At 72.3% G+C, this 16,122-nt stretch carries 18 protein-coding genes; 8 read left to right on the top strand and 10 right to left on the bottom strand.

The window, feature by feature from the left end:
* Positions 1 to 60: 60 nt before the first annotated feature.
* Positions 61 to 489 carry a hypothetical protein gene (locus ACK4HH_RS02585; protein ID WP_409648070.1) on the top strand — a complete coding sequence of 143 codons (429 nt, stop codon included), beginning with the start codon at positions 61 to 63 and terminating at the stop codon, positions 487 to 489.
* Positions 490 to 499: 10 nt separating this feature from the next.
* Here ACK4HH_RS02585 and ACK4HH_RS02580 read toward each other — a convergent pair whose 3' ends face one another.
* Both ACK4HH_RS02580 and ACK4HH_RS02575 read right to left on the bottom strand, forming a co-directional pair.
* Positions 500 to 787, bottom strand: coding sequence for a hypothetical protein (locus tag ACK4HH_RS02580; protein ID WP_409648068.1), 288 nt, complete (start codon positions 785 to 787; stop codon positions 500 to 502).
* An 85-nt stretch (positions 788 to 872) separates the two neighbouring features.
* Positions 873 to 1,859, bottom strand: coding sequence for an SDR family NAD(P)-dependent oxidoreductase (locus ACK4HH_RS02575; RefSeq protein WP_409648066.1), 987 nt, complete (start codon positions 1,857 to 1,859; stop codon positions 873 to 875).
* Positions 1,860 to 1,910: 51 nt separating this feature from the next.
* Between ACK4HH_RS02575 and ACK4HH_RS02570 the strand changes: the two genes are divergently transcribed.
* A complete protein-coding gene (locus ACK4HH_RS02570) occupies positions 1,911 to 2,486 on the top strand; it encodes a TetR/AcrR family transcriptional regulator (RefSeq protein WP_409648064.1) in 576 nt (191 codons plus the stop codon).
* A 33-nt stretch (positions 2,487 to 2,519) separates the two neighbouring features.
* Here the strand turns inward: ACK4HH_RS02570 and ACK4HH_RS02565 are convergent, their stop codons facing one another.
* Both ACK4HH_RS02565 and ACK4HH_RS02560 read right to left on the bottom strand, forming a co-directional pair.
* Complete coding sequence (locus tag ACK4HH_RS02565) at positions 2,520 to 3,392, bottom strand: fumarylacetoacetate hydrolase family protein (protein WP_409648196.1); 873 nt, start codon at positions 3,390 to 3,392, stop codon at positions 2,520 to 2,522.
* Between the two features lie 78 nt (positions 3,393 to 3,470).
* Positions 3,471 to 4,148, bottom strand: a complete 678-nt coding sequence (locus ACK4HH_RS02560) for an SDR family NAD(P)-dependent oxidoreductase (RefSeq protein ID WP_409648063.1) — start codon at positions 4,146 to 4,148, stop codon at positions 3,471 to 3,473.
* Between the two features lie 58 nt (positions 4,149 to 4,206).
* Between ACK4HH_RS02560 and ACK4HH_RS02555 the strand changes: the two genes are divergently transcribed.
* The 3 genes from ACK4HH_RS02555 to ACK4HH_RS02545 are packed head-to-tail and all read left to right on the top strand — an operon-like array spanning position 4,207 to position 6,823.
* Positions 4,207 to 5,130, top strand: coding sequence for an LLM class F420-dependent oxidoreductase (locus ACK4HH_RS02555; protein ID WP_409648061.1), 924 nt, complete (start codon positions 4,207 to 4,209; stop codon positions 5,128 to 5,130).
* Between the two features lie 26 nt (positions 5,131 to 5,156).
* Positions 5,157 to 6,173: a serine hydrolase domain-containing protein gene (locus ACK4HH_RS02550; RefSeq protein ID WP_409648059.1), complete on the top strand. Its 1,017-nt coding sequence runs from the start codon at positions 5,157 to 5,159 to the stop codon at positions 6,171 to 6,173.
* On the top strand, positions 6,170 to 6,823 hold the full coding sequence (locus tag ACK4HH_RS02545; protein ID WP_409648057.1) for an alpha/beta hydrolase: 654 nt from the start codon (positions 6,170 to 6,172) through the stop codon (positions 6,821 to 6,823). Before ACK4HH_RS02550 ends, ACK4HH_RS02545 begins: the two co-directional genes overlap by 4 nt.
* A 25-nt stretch (positions 6,824 to 6,848) precedes the next feature.
* Here ACK4HH_RS02545 and ACK4HH_RS02540 read toward each other — a convergent pair whose 3' ends face one another.
* On the bottom strand, positions 6,849 to 7,229 hold the full coding sequence (locus ACK4HH_RS02540) for a DUF4406 domain-containing protein (RefSeq protein WP_409648055.1): 381 nt from the start codon (positions 7,227 to 7,229) through the stop codon (positions 6,849 to 6,851).
* Positions 7,230 to 7,288: 59 nt separating this feature from the next.
* Here ACK4HH_RS02540 and ACK4HH_RS02535 point away from each other — a divergent pair, with 59 nt between their 5' ends.
* On the top strand, positions 7,289 to 8,044 hold the full coding sequence (locus tag ACK4HH_RS02535) for a DeoR/GlpR family DNA-binding transcription regulator (RefSeq protein ID WP_409648053.1): 756 nt from the start codon (positions 7,289 to 7,291) through the stop codon (positions 8,042 to 8,044).
* A gap of 18 nt (positions 8,045 to 8,062) precedes the next feature.
* On the opposite strand, the gene ACK4HH_RS02530 is transcribed toward ACK4HH_RS02535, so the two are convergent.
* Both ACK4HH_RS02530 and ACK4HH_RS02525 read right to left on the bottom strand, forming a co-directional pair.
* Complete coding sequence (locus tag ACK4HH_RS02530; protein ID WP_409648052.1) at positions 8,063 to 8,935, bottom strand: alpha/beta fold hydrolase; 873 nt, start codon at positions 8,933 to 8,935, stop codon at positions 8,063 to 8,065.
* On the bottom strand, positions 8,932 to 10,068 hold the full coding sequence (locus ACK4HH_RS02525; protein ID WP_409648050.1) for an acyl-CoA dehydrogenase family protein: 1,137 nt from the start codon (positions 10,066 to 10,068) through the stop codon (positions 8,932 to 8,934). The genes ACK4HH_RS02530 and ACK4HH_RS02525 overlap by 4 nt, the downstream gene beginning before the upstream one ends.
* Positions 10,069 to 10,124: 56 nt before the next feature.
* Here ACK4HH_RS02525 and ACK4HH_RS02520 point away from each other — a divergent pair, with 56 nt between their 5' ends.
* Positions 10,125 to 11,105 carry an ATP-binding cassette domain-containing protein gene (locus ACK4HH_RS02520; RefSeq protein WP_409648048.1) on the top strand — a complete coding sequence of 327 codons (981 nt, stop codon included), beginning with the start codon at positions 10,125 to 10,127 and terminating at the stop codon, positions 11,103 to 11,105.
* Positions 11,102 to 11,968, top strand: a complete 867-nt coding sequence (locus ACK4HH_RS02515; protein WP_409648047.1) for an ABC transporter permease — start codon at positions 11,102 to 11,104, stop codon at positions 11,966 to 11,968. The genes ACK4HH_RS02520 and ACK4HH_RS02515 overlap by 4 nt, the downstream gene beginning before the upstream one ends.
* Before the next feature lie 94 nt (positions 11,969 to 12,062).
* On the opposite strand, the gene ACK4HH_RS02510 is transcribed toward ACK4HH_RS02515, so the two are convergent.
* Genes ACK4HH_RS02510 through ACK4HH_RS02500 form a run of 3 tightly spaced genes read right to left on the bottom strand, consistent with a single transcriptional unit; the run spans position 12,063 to position 16,064 of the window.
* A complete protein-coding gene (locus tag ACK4HH_RS02510; protein WP_409648045.1) occupies positions 12,063 to 13,313 on the bottom strand; it encodes a kynureninase in 1,251 nt (416 codons plus the stop codon).
* Between the two features lie 25 nt (positions 13,314 to 13,338).
* Positions 13,339 to 14,466 (bottom strand): ABC transporter ATP-binding protein, encoded by a 1,128-nt coding sequence (locus ACK4HH_RS02505; protein WP_409648043.1) that lies wholly within the window; start codon positions 14,464 to 14,466, stop codon positions 13,339 to 13,341.
* The gene (locus ACK4HH_RS02500) at positions 14,463 to 16,064 is read right to left on the bottom strand and encodes an ABC transporter permease (RefSeq protein WP_409648041.1); all 1,602 of its coding nucleotides are present in this window, start codon (positions 16,062 to 16,064) and stop codon (positions 14,463 to 14,465) included. Before ACK4HH_RS02500 ends, ACK4HH_RS02505 begins: the two co-directional genes overlap by 4 nt.
* Between the last annotated feature and the right edge of the window lie 58 nt (positions 16,065 to 16,122).

The raw sequence follows: 16,122 nt of genomic DNA, 5'->3' as shown, positions 1-16,122 counted from the left end.
CCGGGCCCCGTCGCGACGCTGTGGTGGTCGCCGCGGCGGGGCCCTCGTAGACTCGCGCCCATGGAACGCACCGGTGCCGACGTCGACGCCTTCCTCGCCGGGCTCCCGGATGCTCAGCGCGACGACATGGTCGCGCTTGACGCCCTCGTCCGCACGCACCTGGGCTCTCACGAGCGCGAGCTCTGGGAGGGCGTGTTCTGGGGCGGCACCGAGCAGAAGATCATCGGCTACGCGCGCATCGAGCAGCCGCGGCCGAAGGGTCCGCCCGTCGAGTGGTTCCTCGTCGGGCTCGCCGCCCAGCAGAAGCACCTGAGCCTCTACGTCAACGCCGTCGCCGATGGCGCCTACCTGACGAAGAAGTACGCCGGTCGGCTCGGCAAGGCAAAGGTCGGCGCCGCCGCGGTAACGATCACCGACCTCGCCACGGTCGACCTCGCCGAGCTCGAGGCGATGATCGCCGAGGCGTTCGCGACGCTCGACGCGGGCTGATCCGAGCTGTTCACCCCAGCAGCGCTGGTGCGAGCGTCACGACCGTGACGCCGTGCACGACGGCGATGAGCAGGTTCGAGATGACGACGGGGTTGCGCAGGGCATCCTGCACCAGCACCGCCGTCAGCACCTTGTAGACGATCTGCGCGGCGAACAGCGCGATCGCGGCGGCCTCCACGGCGACCGAGAGCCCGACCGTCGCGACGACCGCGAGCAGGGCGATCGAGGCGGTGAGGATCGCGATATAGATCGCGAGCAGGATGTCGCGCGCCGGCGTGCGCTCGCCCCAGGCCCGCACGATCTAAGGCGCGCGAGCCGCGAGCGAGCCGATGACCGGCACGAGAACGACGATGTTGAGCAGCAGCGAGACGAGCAGCACGGCCTCAGGCCCCCTGCGGGTGCCGCTGATCGGTCGCCGAGACGAACGGTGCGATCGCCTCGTCGAGCCACGTCATGAGCTCGCGCTGCCGCTCGGGCTCGTAAGTGACCTGCTCGGCCCAGGTGAGCACGCCGATCTCGATGTAGGCGTCGTTGAGGTCGGCGAAGGTGTCGCCGAGCGCGAGCTCGACGGCGTGCCGCCCGGTGATGCGCGCGGTCGTCGCCTTGGGGTGCAGGGCCATGACGGGCATGATCCAGCGCCACACCCAGTAGCGGAACGCCGACATGTCGCGCACGAGGCCCGTGCGCACGGTGAGGCCGGGGTCGTAGGTGTTGAGGCGTCGCCCCGTGGCGGCGAGGCGCTCGGCCCAGACGTGCGCGGCGGTCACGAGGGCGAGCTTGCTCGAGGCGTAGGCGATGCCGCCGCGCTCGCGGCCCTTTGCCTCAGTGGGGGCCTCGGCCGGGTCGGCCGTCGCGAGCAGCTCGGGCGCCTGCCACTGCGGATCGGGAATGAGGTTGAACGACTGCTTCTTGCCGCGGTGCGTCGACGAGCCCATGACGACGACGTGGCCGTCGGCGGCGAGCAGCGGCGCGAGCCCCGTCACGAGCAGGTGCTGCGCGATGACGTTGATGGTGAAGGTGCGCTCGTGGCCCTGCGCGCCGAGCGTCGCGCGCGACATGAACTGCGTGCCGGCGTTGAGCAGGGCGGCGTCGAGGGGCGCGATCGTGCCGGCATCGATGAGCGCGCGCACCTCGGCGAGCGCCTCCTGCACCGACGACAGGTCGGCGAGGTCGACGCTCACGCCGTGGGCGGTGAGGCCCGCGGTGCGCGCCTGGTCGAGCGCAGCATCCAGTGCCGTCGCATTGCGGGCGAGCAGGACGAGGTGGGGGCGGGCCGGGTGCCGCAGCAGAGCGCGCAGCATGCCGACGCCGATGCCGCTCGTCGGCCCCGTGAGGAGCACGGTGGGATGAGTGATGTCATGAACTGTCATACCGCCAGGCTAGGTGATGTCATCATGTGACACAAGAGTAGGATCGACGGCATGCCCCGCTGGCCTGAGGACTCGCGCACGCGGCTCGTCGACGCCGCGATGAGCCTGTTCGGCGAGCACGGCTACGCGGCGACGACGGTCGACGAGATCGCGGCCCGCGCGGGCGTGACGGCGCGCACCTTCTTCCGGCACTTCGGCGATAAAGAAGAGGTGCTCTTCTCCGAGGACGACTCCCTGATGCCGCACCTCATCGCGACGATCGCCGAGCCGACCGGGCCCGTCGCCGCCGAGGCGCTCATGAGCCGCGCGCTCTCGTCGCTCGCCGAGGTCATGCAGCCCGCGCGCGACCAGCTGCGCGCCCGCCAGCGCATCATCGACACCGAAGTCTCGCTCGCCGGCCGCGAGCTCGCCAAGCAGGCGCGCTGGCAGCGGGGCGTCACGACCACGCTCATCGACCGCGGCTTCGCCGACGAGCACGCCGAGGTGCTCTCGGCGATCGGCTTCGCCATTTTCGTGCGCGAGCTGCACGCCTGGCTGGCCGACGACGACGGCCCCGACCTCGCGCACCGGGTGCGGGATGCCCTGCCGCGCGTGCGCACCGTGCTCGACGTCGTCAGCTCGCGCTGAGGGCCGCCCGGCGCTCGCCCGCGGTGAATCGGCTCAGCGCGGCGCGATGACGGTCTGCCGCTGCTCGCCGAGGCCGTCGATGCCGAGCGTCATCACGTCGCCGACTGCCAAGTAGGTCGGCGGCGTCATGCCGAGCCCGACCCCGGGCGGGGTACCCGTGTTGATGAGGTCGCCGGGCTCGAGCACGAGGAACTGGCTCAGGTAGTGCACGATCACGAAAGGGTCGAAGATCATCGTCGCCGTCGAGCCGGTCTGCCGCCGCTGCCCGTTGACGTCGAGCCACATGCCCAGCTGCATCACGTCGTCGAGCTCGTCGGGGGTCGCGAGCCACGGCCCGGCCGGGTTGAACGTCTCGGCCGACTTGCCCTTCGCCCACTGCCCGCCGCGCTCGATCTGGAACGCCCGCTCGCTCACGTCGTTCACGACGACGTAGCCGGCGATGTGGTCCTTCGCCTGCTCGGGGTTGTCGAGATAGCTCGCACGCGCGCCGATCACGATGCCGAGCTCGACCTCCCAGTCGAGCTTCGTCGCACCGCGCGGCATGCGCACGTCGTCGTGCGGCCCCACGAGCGTGTTGGGGCTCTTCGTGAACAGGATCGGCTCGTCGGGCACAGCCATGCCCGACTCGGCCGCGTGGTCGGAGTAATTGAGCCCGATGCACAAGATCTGGTGCGGGCGGGCGATCGGGGCGCCAACCCTCTCGCCGACGAATGGATGCACGGCGCCGGCCGCGATGCGCTGCGCGACGACCTGCTCGAGGCCGAGCATCCCGCCCCCCGTCGCCGTCTCACCGAAGAAGCGCTCGTCGAAGTCGGGCGTGAGGTCGCTGACGTCGACGTAGTGGGTGTCGTCGACGCGCACGACGGGCTTCTCGTGGCCCGCGGGGCCGAGGCGCATGAGCTTCATCGCAGTGCCTTCCATTCCGAAGTTGTGGAAGCGGGGCCGGATCGCGCGCGGCTCCCCTTCCGAAGTTGTGGAAGCGGATCAGTAGGTGGCGCGGCCACCGCTGAGGTCGTAGACGGCGCCCGTCGAGAAGCTCAACCGATCGGAGGTCAAGAACGCCACGAGCTCGGCGAACTCGTCGGGTCGGCCGACGCGCTTCATCGGGATGAGGTCGGTGATGTACTGCAACACCGCCGGGTCGGTCTTCGCGTTCATGGGGGTGTCGATCACGGCGGGCGCGATGACGTTGACGAGCACGCCGGTCTGCGCCAGCTCTTTGCCGACCGACTTGGTCAGAGCGATGACCGCGCCTTTCGTCGCCGAGTAGGCGGCGAGGTTGGGGTTGCCGTCTTTGCCCGCCATCGACGCGACGTTGACGATGCGGCCCCAGCCGGCCGCCACCATGCCGGGCGCGAACGCGCGGATCGTCGCGACGGTGCCCATGACGTTGACGTCGACCGTGCGACGCCACTCGTCGGCGGTCGTCTCGATGAGCGGTTTGTTCGGCCCGACGATTCCCGCGCAGTTGACGAGGATGTCGACGGGCCCGACCGCCGCGGCCACTGCCGCCACGGCCGCGTCGTCGCTGATGTCGAGCTGGTGGTCGGCGCCCGGCGCCATATCGAGCGTGATGACGCGGATGCCGTCGGCCGCGAGGCGCTCGGCCGTCGCGGCACCGAGGCCGCTCAGCCCTCCGGTGACGATCGCGGTGCGGGTCATGCGTTAGATCATACCTAAAGCGGGCATCCATGCGACGACCGCGTCGTAGGCTCGAACAATGCAGTACTGCATCTTCACCGAGCCCCAGCAGGGCGCCACGTACGACACGATCGTCGCCCACGCGCAGCGCGCCGAGGCCCTCGGCTTCCACGCCTGGTTCCGCAGCGACCACTACCTCGTCATGGGCGACGGCGACGGCCTTCCCGGCCCCACCGACGCCTGGACGACCCTCGCCGCGCTCGCCCGCGAGACGAGCACGATCCGCCTCGGCACGCTCGTCAGTTCGGCCACACACCGGCACCCGGGAATCCTCGCCGTGCAGGTGGCGCAGGTCGATCAGATGTCGGGCGGCCGCGCCGAGTTCGGGCTCGGCACCGGCTGGTACGCGCGCGAGCACGAAGCCTTCGGCATCCCCTTCCCCGACAAGCGGTTCGGCATGCTCGAAGAGCAGCTCGCCATCGTGACCGGCTACTGGGCCACCCCCGACGGCGCCACCTACTCATTCGAAGGCAACCACTACCGGCTCGTCGACGTGCCCGCGCTGCCGAAGATCGTGCAAGAGCGCATGCCCGTCATCGCCGGCGGCGGCGGACCGCGCAAGACGCCCCAGCTGGCCGCGCGCTACGCGACCGAGTTCAACATCGGCTTCCGCACCCTCGAGGGCTTCGCCGAGGTACTCGCGAATGTGCGCGCGATCTGCGTTGAGGAGGAGCGTGACCCGGCCACACTGCAATATTCGGCCGCCTGGCCCACCGTCGTCGGTCGCGACGCCGCCGAGATCGCGCGGCGCTGCGCCGCCGTCGGCATCGACCCCGAGTCGGACCACGGCGAGCGCCTCGTCGGCACCCCCGCCGAGGTCGTCGACCGCATCGGCGCGCTTCGCGAGCTCGGCGTCGACCGCCTCTATCTGCAGACGGTCGACATGACCGACCTCGAGCACCTCGACGTCATCGCGGCCGACGTGCTGCCGCAGCTGAGCTGACCCGACCGACCCTGACCGGAGCATCCATGACCGCCACCACCGCGTTCGGCACCGCCGCCGACTGGACCCGCCGCCACGTCGAGGCCGGCCGCCTGCCCGTCGCCGTGCTCGGTATCGTCGACCTCGACGGCGTCGTCGATGTCGCCGCGTTCGGCACCGACCCGGTCAGCGGGCGCACCGCCCACGTCGACGACCGCTTCGCCCTCTACTCGGTCACCAAACCGCTCGTCGCCCTCACCGCGATGCGCGCCGTCGAGCGCGGACTGCTCACCACCGAGACCCCATTGCGGGATGCTCTGCCGGGCTTCGTCAGCCCCGAGGTCACCCTCGCCCACCTCGCAAGCCACACCTCCGGGGTCGCCGAGCTGACGCTCGAGGGCGGCGGCTCGACGAGCACCCACGGCGGTGCCACGACGCTGCGCGAGGGCATCGAGCGCGCCCCGCTCGAGTTCGCCCCCGGCACGGCGCGGCGCTACACCAACCTCACCTGGGCCGGCGTGACCGCGCTCGTCGAGCACGCCACGGGCCGCGCGTTCGAGAGCGAGTTCGGCGACCTCGCCGCGGCGATTGGCGCCGAGGGCCTCTCGTTCGACACCGACGACGTGCACCACGTGCACGGCGCCGAGCGCTACGGGCACGACGTCGACGGCCTGCGCGCGCTGCGGCACCCCGCCGCCGGTGCCGCCGCCCGCGCGAGCGACCTGCTCGCCCTGGGCCGCTCGCTCATCATGGGCGATGACGCCGTCGTGCACCGCGTGACGCTCGAAGCCATGCTGCGCCCGCGCACGAGCGGCCTGCCGGTCATCGACCCGAACCGCACGCGGCACCCGGAGGACTTCGGCATCGGCTTCAACCTGCCCTACCGGCCGAGCCTGCTCGACCACAGCACCTACGGCCACGAGGGCTGGTGCCGCTCGCAATTCTGGGTGTCGCGGCACACCGGCCGCTGCGTCGTGCTGCTCAGCAACCGCCTCGACACCACCGAGCCCGATGTCGGCGTCGACATCGACGAGCTGCTGAACGCCACCTTCACCGGCCGATGAGCGACCCTCGCCCGCACATCATCGTGCTGCCCGGAGGCGGCTACGCCTTCCGCGCCGCGCACGAGGGCGAACCCGTCGCCGCGTGGCTGCGCTCGCTCGGCCTCGAGTCGAGCGTGCTCGCGTACCCCGTGAAAACGCGCCACCCCGGCCCGATCGACGCGCTGCGGATGCGCACCGACGAACTGCGTGCCGCCGGCGTCGAGCGGCTCGGAGTGCTGGGCTTCTCGGCCGGCGGCCACCTCGCCGGTCACGGCGCCGCGCTCGGCCTCGTCGACCTGGCGGTGCTCTGCTACCCGGTCGCCTCGATGCTCACACCCACGCACGGGGGCTCGCGGCGCGAGCTGCTCGGGCGCTGGGCGACCCCGTGGGCGCGCGCCGCGACCTCGGTCGAGCGCCTCGTGACGCCGAGCATGCCCCCGACCTTCGTGTGGCACACGGCGGAGGACGAGTCGGTGCCGCTCGAGCATCCGTATCGGCTGGTGCAGGCGCTCGCCCGCCACGACGTGCCGCACGCGCTGCACGTGTACCCGCGTGGCCGCCACGGGCTCGGTCTCGTCGCGGGAATCGAGGGCGGCGACCACGCCGGTATCGCCGCGCACTGGACGCGCGACTGCGAAGAGTGGCTGCGCGAGCTCGGCTGGGTCGACTGAGCCGCGCGCTGCCGGGGCTTTCGCCTCACGCGGCGCGCTGCGGCACCTGCTCGATCGACGTGTAGACCGGGATGCCCCGCTCGCGCGCGATGCGCACATCCTCGTCGGCCCCCGCCGACTGCCCTGGCAACCGCAGAACGGCGTCGCAGTGCTGCAGCAGGCGCTCGGCGGTCGGATACAGCACCTCGCTCGCGAGCGGCGAGAACACGTCGGCTCCGGCGCTATCGAGCACGGGCAGCGCGACCCACTCGCCGATCATGGGCACGTGGCCCTTCGCGAACAGCGGCCAGGCGGCCGCTTCGAGCCGTCGCAGGTTGGCCGCCATGAGAGCGGGGTCGTCGCCCGTGCCCGAGCGGTACGGGCCGGCGATGAGGATGAGCAGGGGTCGGTCGGTGGCGATCGTCATGAACACGATGTAACATGAATAAACGCGATTAAACAAGATGACTAGGCCGAGGAGGCCCGATGCTCGCCGCCGAACGCCGCGACTTCTTGCTCGAGCGGCTGCAGCGCGATGGGGCGATCATCGCCAAGCAGGTCGCGGCCGAGCTCGGGCTCGCCGAAGACAGCATTCGCAAAGACCTGCGCGAGCTCGCGGCCGAGGGCCTGCTGCAGCGGGTCTACGGCGGCGCGCTGCCCGTCTCGCCCGCCCTCGCCGACTACACCGCCCGGCAGTCGATCGCTCCCGAGAACAAGCGGCGGGTGGCGCGCGCGGCCGCGGCGCTCATCCGCGAGGGCTCGACCGTACTCATCGACGGGGGCTCGACCGCGCTCGCGCTCGCGCACGCCCTGCCGCCGGGGCTGCGCGCGACGATCGTGACGCACAGCCCGACGGTCGCGGCGGCGCTGGCGCAGCATCCATCGGCCGACGTGATCATGCTCGGCGGGCGCATCTTCAAGCACTCCGTCGTGGCGACGGGGGCCGCGCTCGTCGAGGCCGCGTCGCGCGTGCGCGCCGACCAGTTCTTCATGGGCGTGACGGGCGTGCACGATGAGGGCGGACTCACCACCGGCGACCTCGACGAAGCCGCGGTCAAGCGCGCGCTCGCCGACCGCGCCGCCGACGTGTTCGTGCTCGCGAGCCGTGAGAAAGTCGGCGCGGCGTCGGCCTTCGACGTGCTCGCCTTCGACGAGATCGCGGGCGTCATCACCGACGCCGAGCCCGACCACCCCGTGCTGCAGCGCCTCGCGCAGCGCGGGGTCACGATCATCGCGGCCTGAGGCCCCGACTCAGCCCGCTCAGTCGGCGGGGGCGACGACGGAGCCCCGCACGCGCTCGGCGAGCCAGCGCAACGCGTCGTCGGCGCCGTGGTGCTCGGCCGCGAGCGACGAGATGTGGCTCTCGCCGTCGAGCCGCCAGTGCTCGGCGCCCCGGATGTGATGGGCCAGCCACCCCGAGTGGCTCGCGGGCACGACGTGGTCGTCGGCCCCGTGCGCGAGCAGCACGGGCGCGACGATCGCGTCCAGGTCGACGCCCCACGGCGTGACGTAGGCGACATCGTCGTCGATGAGGGCATCGATCCCCGAGGCCATGCCCGCCGCGGCGACCTCGCCGAGCCAGCCCCACTCTCCGCTGAGCGCTGCCCAGTCGTCGGCCGTGAAGTCGATCGGGGCGTCGGCGTGCTGCTGCTCGTGCGCCCGCTTGCCCTCCCTGCCCGCCGCCGCGGCGCGCAGCGAGGCGTGGCTCGTCGGCCCCAGACCTGCGAACCAGTCGAGGCCGACGGCGTCGAAGGGTGCGAGGCCGCCGAGGCCGACGGCGGCGATCACGCGTGCGGGCTGCACAGCCGCGCACGCGAGCGCGTGGGGCCCGCCGCCCGAGTGCCCCACCACGGCGAAGCGCTCGAGGTCGAGCGCATCGGCGAGCGCCATCGCGTCACGCGCGACGCTTGCGACCGTGCGGCCGGGGTGCGGGCTCGACCCGCCGTAGCCCGGGCGGTCGAACGACACCCAGCGCAGGCCGAGCTCCTCGGCGAGCTCGAGCAGCGGCCGCGGCGGGGCACCCGTGTTGGGCGTGCCGTGGTGCCACATGACGGCCACGCCGTCGCCGTCGCACTCGTATCCGTGCAGCGTGCGCCCGTCGGGCAGGGTGAGGTCGAACTCGTGCACGGTCACGGCAGCGGCCCCAGCAGGTCGGCGGCGACGGTCGCGTGCACGGCCTCGGTGTCGCTCGGGTGGTAGATGCCCGCGAGCACGTCGCGCTGCAGCCGGCTCAGCTCGCTGGTGGCGCGATAGGCGCCACCGCCCGCCACGCGCATCGCCTGGTCGACGACGTGCCGCGCGGTCTCGACGCTGCGGTGCTTGAGGCCCGCCAGGTCGCGGAACCACCGCGCACCCCGATCCACACCCTGGTCGCGATCGCGGGCGACCGCCCGCAGTTGCGGGGCCAGCGCGTCGAGGGCGAGCGCGGCATCCGCGATGCGCCAGCGCAGGTCGGGGTCGTGCGCCTGCGGCGAACCGCCCGCGCGCAGGCTCGTGCGGCGCTCGGCGCTCTCGACGGCCAGCTCGAGCGCGCGATCGGCGATGCCGGCGTAGACGCTCGCGATGAGGGTGTGAAAGTTGGCCGCGATCGCGAGCGTGAACGCATCGCCGCTCGGCCCGACCGGCAGCACGCGCGCCACGTGCTCGTCGCGCACGACGGCGCCCTCGAGGCGGGTCGTGTGGCTCTGCGTCGCGCGCATGCCGAGGGTGTTCCAGTCGGGCGTGATCGTGACGCCCGCAGCCTCGCCGCCAGACTCGCGCGTCAGGAAGCCGTGCACGATGCTCGGCTCCGACCCGTCGGCGGGGTCGTGCCGGCCGAGCACGCCGAGCCGCGTCCACGCGGGTGAGAGGGTCGTGAAGATCTTCGTGCCCGTGAACGCCCACCCGCTCTCGGCGCGCTCGACCCGCGTGAGCGAATCGCTCATGACCCGGTCGTTGCCGGCCTCGCTGATGGCGAAGGCGAAGAGCTCGCCGCGCTCGGCGTCGTCGAGCACCCACTGCAGGCTCGCGTCGCCGGTGGCGAGAAGGTCGCGCGCCACGCCCATCCACACGAGGTGCATCGTCAGGCCCAGCGCGGTGGCGGGCGCATGGGCGGCGAGAAGTCTCTGATCGTCGGATGCGGCGCTCAAGCCCCGGGGCGCCAGATAGCCCGCGGCGCGCAGCTCGTCGAGATCCTCGGCGAAGAACGCGTTGCGCTCGTCGTAGCCCGGAGCGCGCTCGCGAATGCGCTGCAGCAGGTCGGGGGTCAGCGCACTCGGGTCGGGCATGCCCCCCACGCTACCCGCGCCTCCCCAGCGTCACCCCGGGCGAGTAGCATCCGCGCATGGCATTCATCGAAGCCTCCGGGCTCGTCAAGACCTACAGCCCCAAGGGCGCGCCCGTCGTGCGCGCGCTCGACGGCCTCGACCTCGAGGTGCCGCAGGGCACCGTCACCGCGCTGCTCGGGCCCAACGGCGCCGGCAAGACCACGACCGTCAAGGTGCTGACCACGCTGATCTCGCCCGACTCCGGTCGCGCGGTGATCGACGGCGTCGACGTGCTCGCCGACCCCCAGGCCGTGCGACGCATGATCGGGGCGAGCGGGCAGTACGCCGCCGTCGACGAGAACCTCACGGGTCTCGAGAACCTCATGATGGTCGGCCGGCTCTACCACCTCGGCGCGAAGGTGGCGCGGCAGCGGGCGAGCGAACTCATCGAGCTGTTCGATCTCGTCGAGTCCCAGAACCGCCCGGTCAAGGGCTACTCGGGCGGCATGCGCCGGCGCATCGACCTCGCGGGCGCGCTCGTCATCAAGCCGCCCGTGCTCTTTCTCGACGAGCCCACGACGGGCCTCGATCCGCGCAGCCGCATCGGCCTGTGGGACGTCATCGAGCGCCTCGTCTCCGACGGCACCACCGTGCTGCTGACGACGCAGTACCTCGAAGAGGCCGACCGCCTGGCCGACTCGATCTCGGTCATCGACAACGGCCGGGTCATCGCGCGCGGCACCGCCGACGAGCTCAAGGCCTCGGTCGGCGGGCAGCGGGTCGCCCTCACCGTCGTCGACGAGAGCGACGGGGATGCTGTGCGCAGCCTGCTCGCGAGCCATGGCACGGGCGAGCCCGTCGTCACGGGTGGGCGCACCTGGGTGGTGCCGGTCGACGACGGCCCCTCGGCCCTCGCGGCGATCATGGCCGCGGCATCGGCGGCGGGCATCGCGCTGCACGATGCGGGCATGCGGCGTCCGACCCTCGATGATGTGTTCCTGCAACTGACCGGCCACGTGGCCGACGAGACCGACGAGACCACGGAGAGTGCGGCATGAGCGCCCTGACTGATCGGGCCGCGACCTCGAGCGCGGCATCCCGAACCCTGCAGCCGGTGCCCGGCACCGCGGTCTCGCGCTTTCTCAGCGACGGCTGGGTGACGACGTGGCGCAACCTCATGAAGATCATCCGGGTGCCCGAGATCCTGCTGTTCAGCCTGATTCAGCCGATCATGTTCGTGCTGCTGTTCACCTACGTGTTCGGGGCCGCGATCGACATTCCCGGCGACGGCTACACGTCGTTCTTGATGGCGGGCATCTTCGCGCAGACGGTCGTGTTCGGCTCGACCTACTCGGGCTCGGCGATGGCGCAAGACCTCAAAGACGGCATCATCGACCGGTTCCGCACGCTGCCCATGAGCGGCGCGGCCGTGCTCGTCGGGCGCACGAACGGCGACCTCGCCATCAACGCGCTCTCGATGATCGTGATGATGCTCACCGGTCTCGCCGTCGGCTGGCGCGTCAACACATCGCCGCTCGAATTTCTCGCCGGTGTCGCCCTGCTGCTGCTGTTCGCCTACGCGTTCTCGTGGGTCATGGCGTTCCTCGGCATGGCGGTGAAGAGTCCCGAGATCATCAACAACGCCTCGTTCCTCATCCTCTTCCCGCTGACCTTCATCTCGAACGCCTTCGTGCCGAGCGAGAACCTGCCCACGCCGCTGCGCATCTTCGCCGAGTGGAACCCCGTCTCGGCCCTCGTGCAGTCGGCGCGCGAGCTCTTCGGCAACGTGCCGCCCGGCACCGTCGTCGGCGACGCCTGGCCCGCGCAGAACCCCATCGCGACGGTGCTCATCGGCGTCGCGGTGCTGCTGCTCGTGTTCGTGCCGCTGTCGATCCGCAAGTTCGCGACGCTCTCGCGCTGATCGCGCGCGCCCTCCTGCCCCAGATCTGGGGCAAAAGGGCGCATCGTGGTCGTGCTTGCGCCGTTTTGGCCCAGATCTGGGAGAAAACTGCAGGCTACGAGAGAGCGTCGGCGAGGGCGCGGATGCCCCGCTCGACCTCGGCGAAGCTCGTGCTGAGCGGCGAGAGGCCGATGCGCACGCCGCTCGGGTGACGGAAGTCGGGGATGATGCCCTGCGCCCACAGCCGCTCGACCGCGACCGCGGAGTTCGGGTGGTCGATCGTGAGGTGGCTGCCGCGGCGGGCGGCTTCGCGCGGAGTGCTCACGGTCGCCGCCGGGATGAGCGTGTCGACGAGCTCGATCGCATAGCAGGCCAGCGCGATCGACTTCTCGCGGATCGCCGCGATGGTGGCGACCTCGATGAGCGACAGCATCTCGCCGAGCGCCACCATCGTCAGAATGGGCGGGGTGCCGCTCACGAGCGAGCCGATGCCGGGCGCGGGCGTGTAGCCCTCGGTCATCGAGAAGGGTGCGGCCGCGCCGAGCCAGCCGGGGATCGGATTGCGCAGGGTGTCGTGGTGCCGCGCGGCGACGTAGGCCCAGGCCGGGGCGCCCGGGCCGCCGTTCAAGTACTTGTACGAGCAGCCCACGGCGTAGTCGACTCCCCAGGCGTCGAACTCGAGGGGAACAGACCCGACGGCGTGCGAGCAATCCCAGATGACGAGGGCGCCCGCGGCCTGCACGGTCGCCGTGACCGCCGGCATGTCGGCCCACCACGCGCTGCGGTAGGCCACCCCGCTGAAGAGCGCGGCGATGGTGCGCGGGCCCACGACCTGGGCGGCGAGCTCGGGGGTGATGCCGGCGTCGAGCGGAGCATCCACCCACCGCACCGTCAGCCCGTGATCGTCGGCAAGGCGCTCGATGATGAACCGGTCGGTGGGGAACTCGTCGCGCAGGATGACGAGCTCGTCGCGGTCCAGGTCGACCGTCTGCTGTGTGGCGATCGCGGCCCGCAGCAGCTTGAAGATGAGCACGCTCGTCGAGTCGGCGACGATCGTCTGACCGGATGCTGCGCCGAGGCACGCCGCCCCGATGCGGTCGCCCAGCTCGGCCGGGCGGGTGAGCCACAGCTCGTCCCAGCCGCGGATGAGTCGCCCGGCCCACTGCGTGCGCACGAAGTCGTCGAGGGCGGTGGGAACGCTCGCCACGGGGCGCCCGAGCGAGTTGCCGTCGAGGTAGGCCACGAGGTCGTCGCCCGGCACGAAGTGCGCCGTGTACGCGGCGAGCGGGTCGGCGGCGTCGAGCACGGCCGCCCTGGCGCGCAGTTCAGCAGGGTTCGCGGGCTTCGGGGCGTCGGCGTCGCTCATGCCGCGAGCCTAGCCGCGGGCCCGCCTAGGCCGCGGCGAACGCGAGCCCAGGGCGCTGCACCGCGAGCCGCACGTCGTCGCCCACCTCGGGCAGCTCGAGCGCGGCCATGCGCAGCAGCACGGAGGGGCCGTCGACGAGGTCGGCGGTGATCATGGCGTCGTGGCCCGCGTACGAGATGCTCGCGACGCGTGCATCGGCGCCGGCGGCGGCCTGGGCGAGCAGGTCGGGGCGCGGCACGATCCACTCGGGGCGCAGCATGAGCCGCACGGTGTCGCCGTCGGCGGGCGTGAAGCCCACGGCGCTCGCCTCGACCGAGCCGAGCGCGCACAGCACGCGGCCGCCGCGCCACTGGCCGGGCAGCTCGACGACGTCGCCGACGAACGAGGCGACCCAGTCGCTCGCGGGCTGCTGGTAGATCTCTTCCGGCGTGCCGAACTGCTCGAGGTGCCCGTCGCGCAGCACGGCGACGCGGTCGGCGAGCGTCAGCGCCTCCTCCTGGTCGTGGGTGACGAGCAGCGAGGTGGTGCCCTGGTCGCGCAGCAGCTCGGCGACCTCGCGGCGCAGCCCCGTGCGCAGCTGGGTGTCGAGCGCGGCGAAGGGCTCGTCGAGCAGCAGCAGGTCGGGTCGCGGGGCAAGCGCGCGGGCGAGGGCGACGCGCTGCGCCTGCCCGCCCGAGAGCTGGTTGGGGGCGCGGCCCGTGAGGTCGCCGAGGCCGACGAGCTGCGCGAGCTCGGCGATCCGCGCCGCGCGCGTCGAGGGGGCGGCGTGACCCGTGCCCGCGACTTCCACAACTTCGGAGTGGAAGGAGCCCGACCGGCGTCGGGCACCGCGACCGCGCGGCACCGCGAAGCCGATGTTCTCGCCGACCGAGAGGTGCGGGAAGAGCGAGGCCTCCTGCGGCACCCATCCCACTCCGCGCTTCTCGGGCGCGACCGTGCGGCCGGGGCGCGAGATCTCGCGATCGCCGATCGTGATCGACCCCTTCTGCACGGGCAGCAGCCCCGCGATCGAGAGCAGCAGGGTGGTCTTGCCGCAGCCCGAGGGCCCGAGCACGGCGACGAGCTCGCCGCTGCGGATGCTGAGCGAGACGTCGTCGATCGCGAACGTCGACCCGTGGGTCACGCTCACACCGTCGACGACGAGGTCGCTCACAACTCCTCCTTGGCTGAACTGCGCACGCCCGACAGGATCACGGCGGGCACCGCCGCGACGAGCACGAGCAGCGCCGCGTAGGGCGCCGCCGCGCCGAACTCAAACACGACCGTACGGTTCCAGAGCTCGGTCGCGAGCGTCTGCACCCCGGTCGGGCGCAGCAGCAGCGTCGCCGGCAATTCTTTCATGGTCGCGATGGCGACCAGCAGGGCGCCGATGCCGACGCTCGGCAGCGCGAGCGGCACCGTCACGCGCCACCAGGCCTGCACCGGCGACATGCCGAGCGTGCGGGCGACGGCGACGAGCCGCGGCGGCACGTCGCCGAGGCCCGCGCGCATCGTGCCGATCGCCTTCGGCATGAACAGCACGGCATAGGCGAAGACGAGCACGGCGATGCTCTGGTACAGCGCGGGCACGACCGCGAGCGAGAAGAACACGAGCGAGAGGCCCACGACGATGCCGGGCAGCGCGTGCCCGAGGTAGCCGACCGACTCGATCGCGGTCACGAGCCGGCCGCGGTAGCGGGCGGCGAGCGCCGCGATCGGCAGCGCGAGCAGCACGGCGAGCAGGGCCGCGGCGATGGCGACCCCCACCGTCGAGCCGACCGCTTCGAGCAGCCGGGGCACGTCGATCTCGCGCAGGGTGGCCGCCTCGAGCAGGCGCGAGAGCAGCCCCAGCAGCGGCACGCCCACGCCGATGAGTGGAGCGACGGCGACGACGGGCAGCAGCGCGACGAGCATCCCGCGGCCGACCGTTCGGGGCGCGACGGCGCGAGCGGCCGCGCGCGGCAGTTGGCGGCGCGCGGCGCGCTCGCCCGCCACGACGACGAGCGCGAGCACGACGAGCAGCAGCGCGAGCGTCGCCGCCTGCGCGCGGTCGAAGCTCGCCGAGTAGGCGGCGTTGATGCCCCACGTCAGGGTCGGAAACCGCATCATCGCCACGAGCCCGAAGTCGCTCAGCGCGTAGAGCGCCACGAGCAGCGAGCCCGCGATCGCGGCGGGTCGCACGCTCGGCCACGTCGCGACGAGGAACGCGCGCAGCGGCCCGCGGCCCAGCGTGCGCGCAACGCCCTCGAGGTCTCCGGATGCTCCGCGCAAGGCAGCCGCCACCGGCAGCGTCACATACGGAACCGTCACCGCCGTCAGCAGCAGCCAGCTCGGCACGAACCCATTGAGACCGGGGATCACCACGAGCCACCCGTATCCCGCGAGGTACGACGGCACCGCGAGCGGCAGGGCCGAGATCAGCAGCCACGTGCGCGCGAAGGGCACCCGCACGCGCGTGAGCACGAACGCGACGGCGGTGCCGAGCACGAGCGCGGTCGCCGTCGTGGCCGCAGCGAGGCCGAGCGAGTTGGCGGCGTACTCGAGCACGCGGCCGCGCGCGAGCGTCTCGACGATCGCGGCGAGCCCCGACTCGGTCGCGCGCACGAACAGGTACACGAGCGGGATCGCCGCGGCCGCCGCGGCCACGAGCGCGGCGGCGAGCAGCCCGAGCGGCGGCCGGCCGCGCCCCGCGGCACGCGACGAGGCCGCGGGGGTGATCCGGGCATCCGGACCCCCCTCGGCGGTCGTCGTGCGCGCGGGCGCGATCGTCATGGTTCTAGTGCATCACGGTTCTGCTGGTGGTGGGCAGGGACGGAAGTCCCCGAGCCGC

Origin of the sequence: Microcella sp. (genome assembly GCF_046296455.1) — a bacterium.
Lineage (GTDB): Bacteria > Actinomycetota > Actinomycetes > Actinomycetales > Microbacteriaceae > Microcella.
The sequence above is the reverse complement of the archived record's forward strand: the minus strand, read 5'-3'. Positions and strand labels throughout refer to the sequence as shown.

Coding starts and splice junctions, on each gene's coding strand:
- ACK4HH_RS02585 (WP_409648070.1), top strand. CDS start 61: ATGGAACGCACCGGTGCCGACGTCGACGCCTTCCTCGCCGGGCTCCCG.
- ACK4HH_RS02575 (WP_409648066.1), bottom strand. CDS start 1,859: ATGACAGTTCATGACATCACTCATCCCACCGTGCTCCTCACGGGGCCG.
- ACK4HH_RS02570 (WP_409648064.1), top strand. CDS start 1,911: ATGCCCCGCTGGCCTGAGGACTCGCGCACGCGGCTCGTCGACGCCGCG.
- ACK4HH_RS02565 (WP_409648196.1), bottom strand. CDS start 3,392: ATGAAGCTCATGCGCCTCGGCCCCGCGGGCCACGAGAAGCCCGTCGTG.
- ACK4HH_RS02560 (WP_409648063.1), bottom strand. CDS start 4,148: ATGACCCGCACCGCGATCGTCACCGGAGGGCTGAGCGGCCTCGGTGCC.
- ACK4HH_RS02555 (WP_409648061.1), top strand. CDS start 4,207: ATGCAGTACTGCATCTTCACCGAGCCCCAGCAGGGCGCCACGTACGAC.
- ACK4HH_RS02550 (WP_409648059.1), top strand. CDS start 5,157: ATGACCGCCACCACCGCGTTCGGCACCGCCGCCGACTGGACCCGCCGC.
- ACK4HH_RS02545 (WP_409648057.1), top strand. CDS start 6,170: ATGAGCGACCCTCGCCCGCACATCATCGTGCTGCCCGGAGGCGGCTAC.
- ACK4HH_RS02540 (WP_409648055.1), bottom strand. CDS start 7,229: ATGACGATCGCCACCGACCGACCCCTGCTCATCCTCATCGCCGGCCCG.
- ACK4HH_RS02535 (WP_409648053.1), top strand. CDS start 7,289: ATGCTCGCCGCCGAACGCCGCGACTTCTTGCTCGAGCGGCTGCAGCGC.
- ACK4HH_RS02525 (WP_409648050.1), bottom strand. CDS start 10,068: ATGCCCGACCCGAGTGCGCTGACCCCCGACCTGCTGCAGCGCATTCGC.
- ACK4HH_RS02520 (WP_409648048.1), top strand. CDS start 10,125: ATGGCATTCATCGAAGCCTCCGGGCTCGTCAAGACCTACAGCCCCAAG.
- ACK4HH_RS02515 (WP_409648047.1), top strand. CDS start 11,102: ATGAGCGCCCTGACTGATCGGGCCGCGACCTCGAGCGCGGCATCCCGA.
- ACK4HH_RS02510 (WP_409648045.1), bottom strand. CDS start 13,313: ATGAGCGACGCCGACGCCCCGAAGCCCGCGAACCCTGCTGAACTGCGC.
- ACK4HH_RS02500 (WP_409648041.1), bottom strand. CDS start 16,064: ATGACGATCGCGCCCGCGCGCACGACGACCGCCGAGGGGGGTCCGGAT.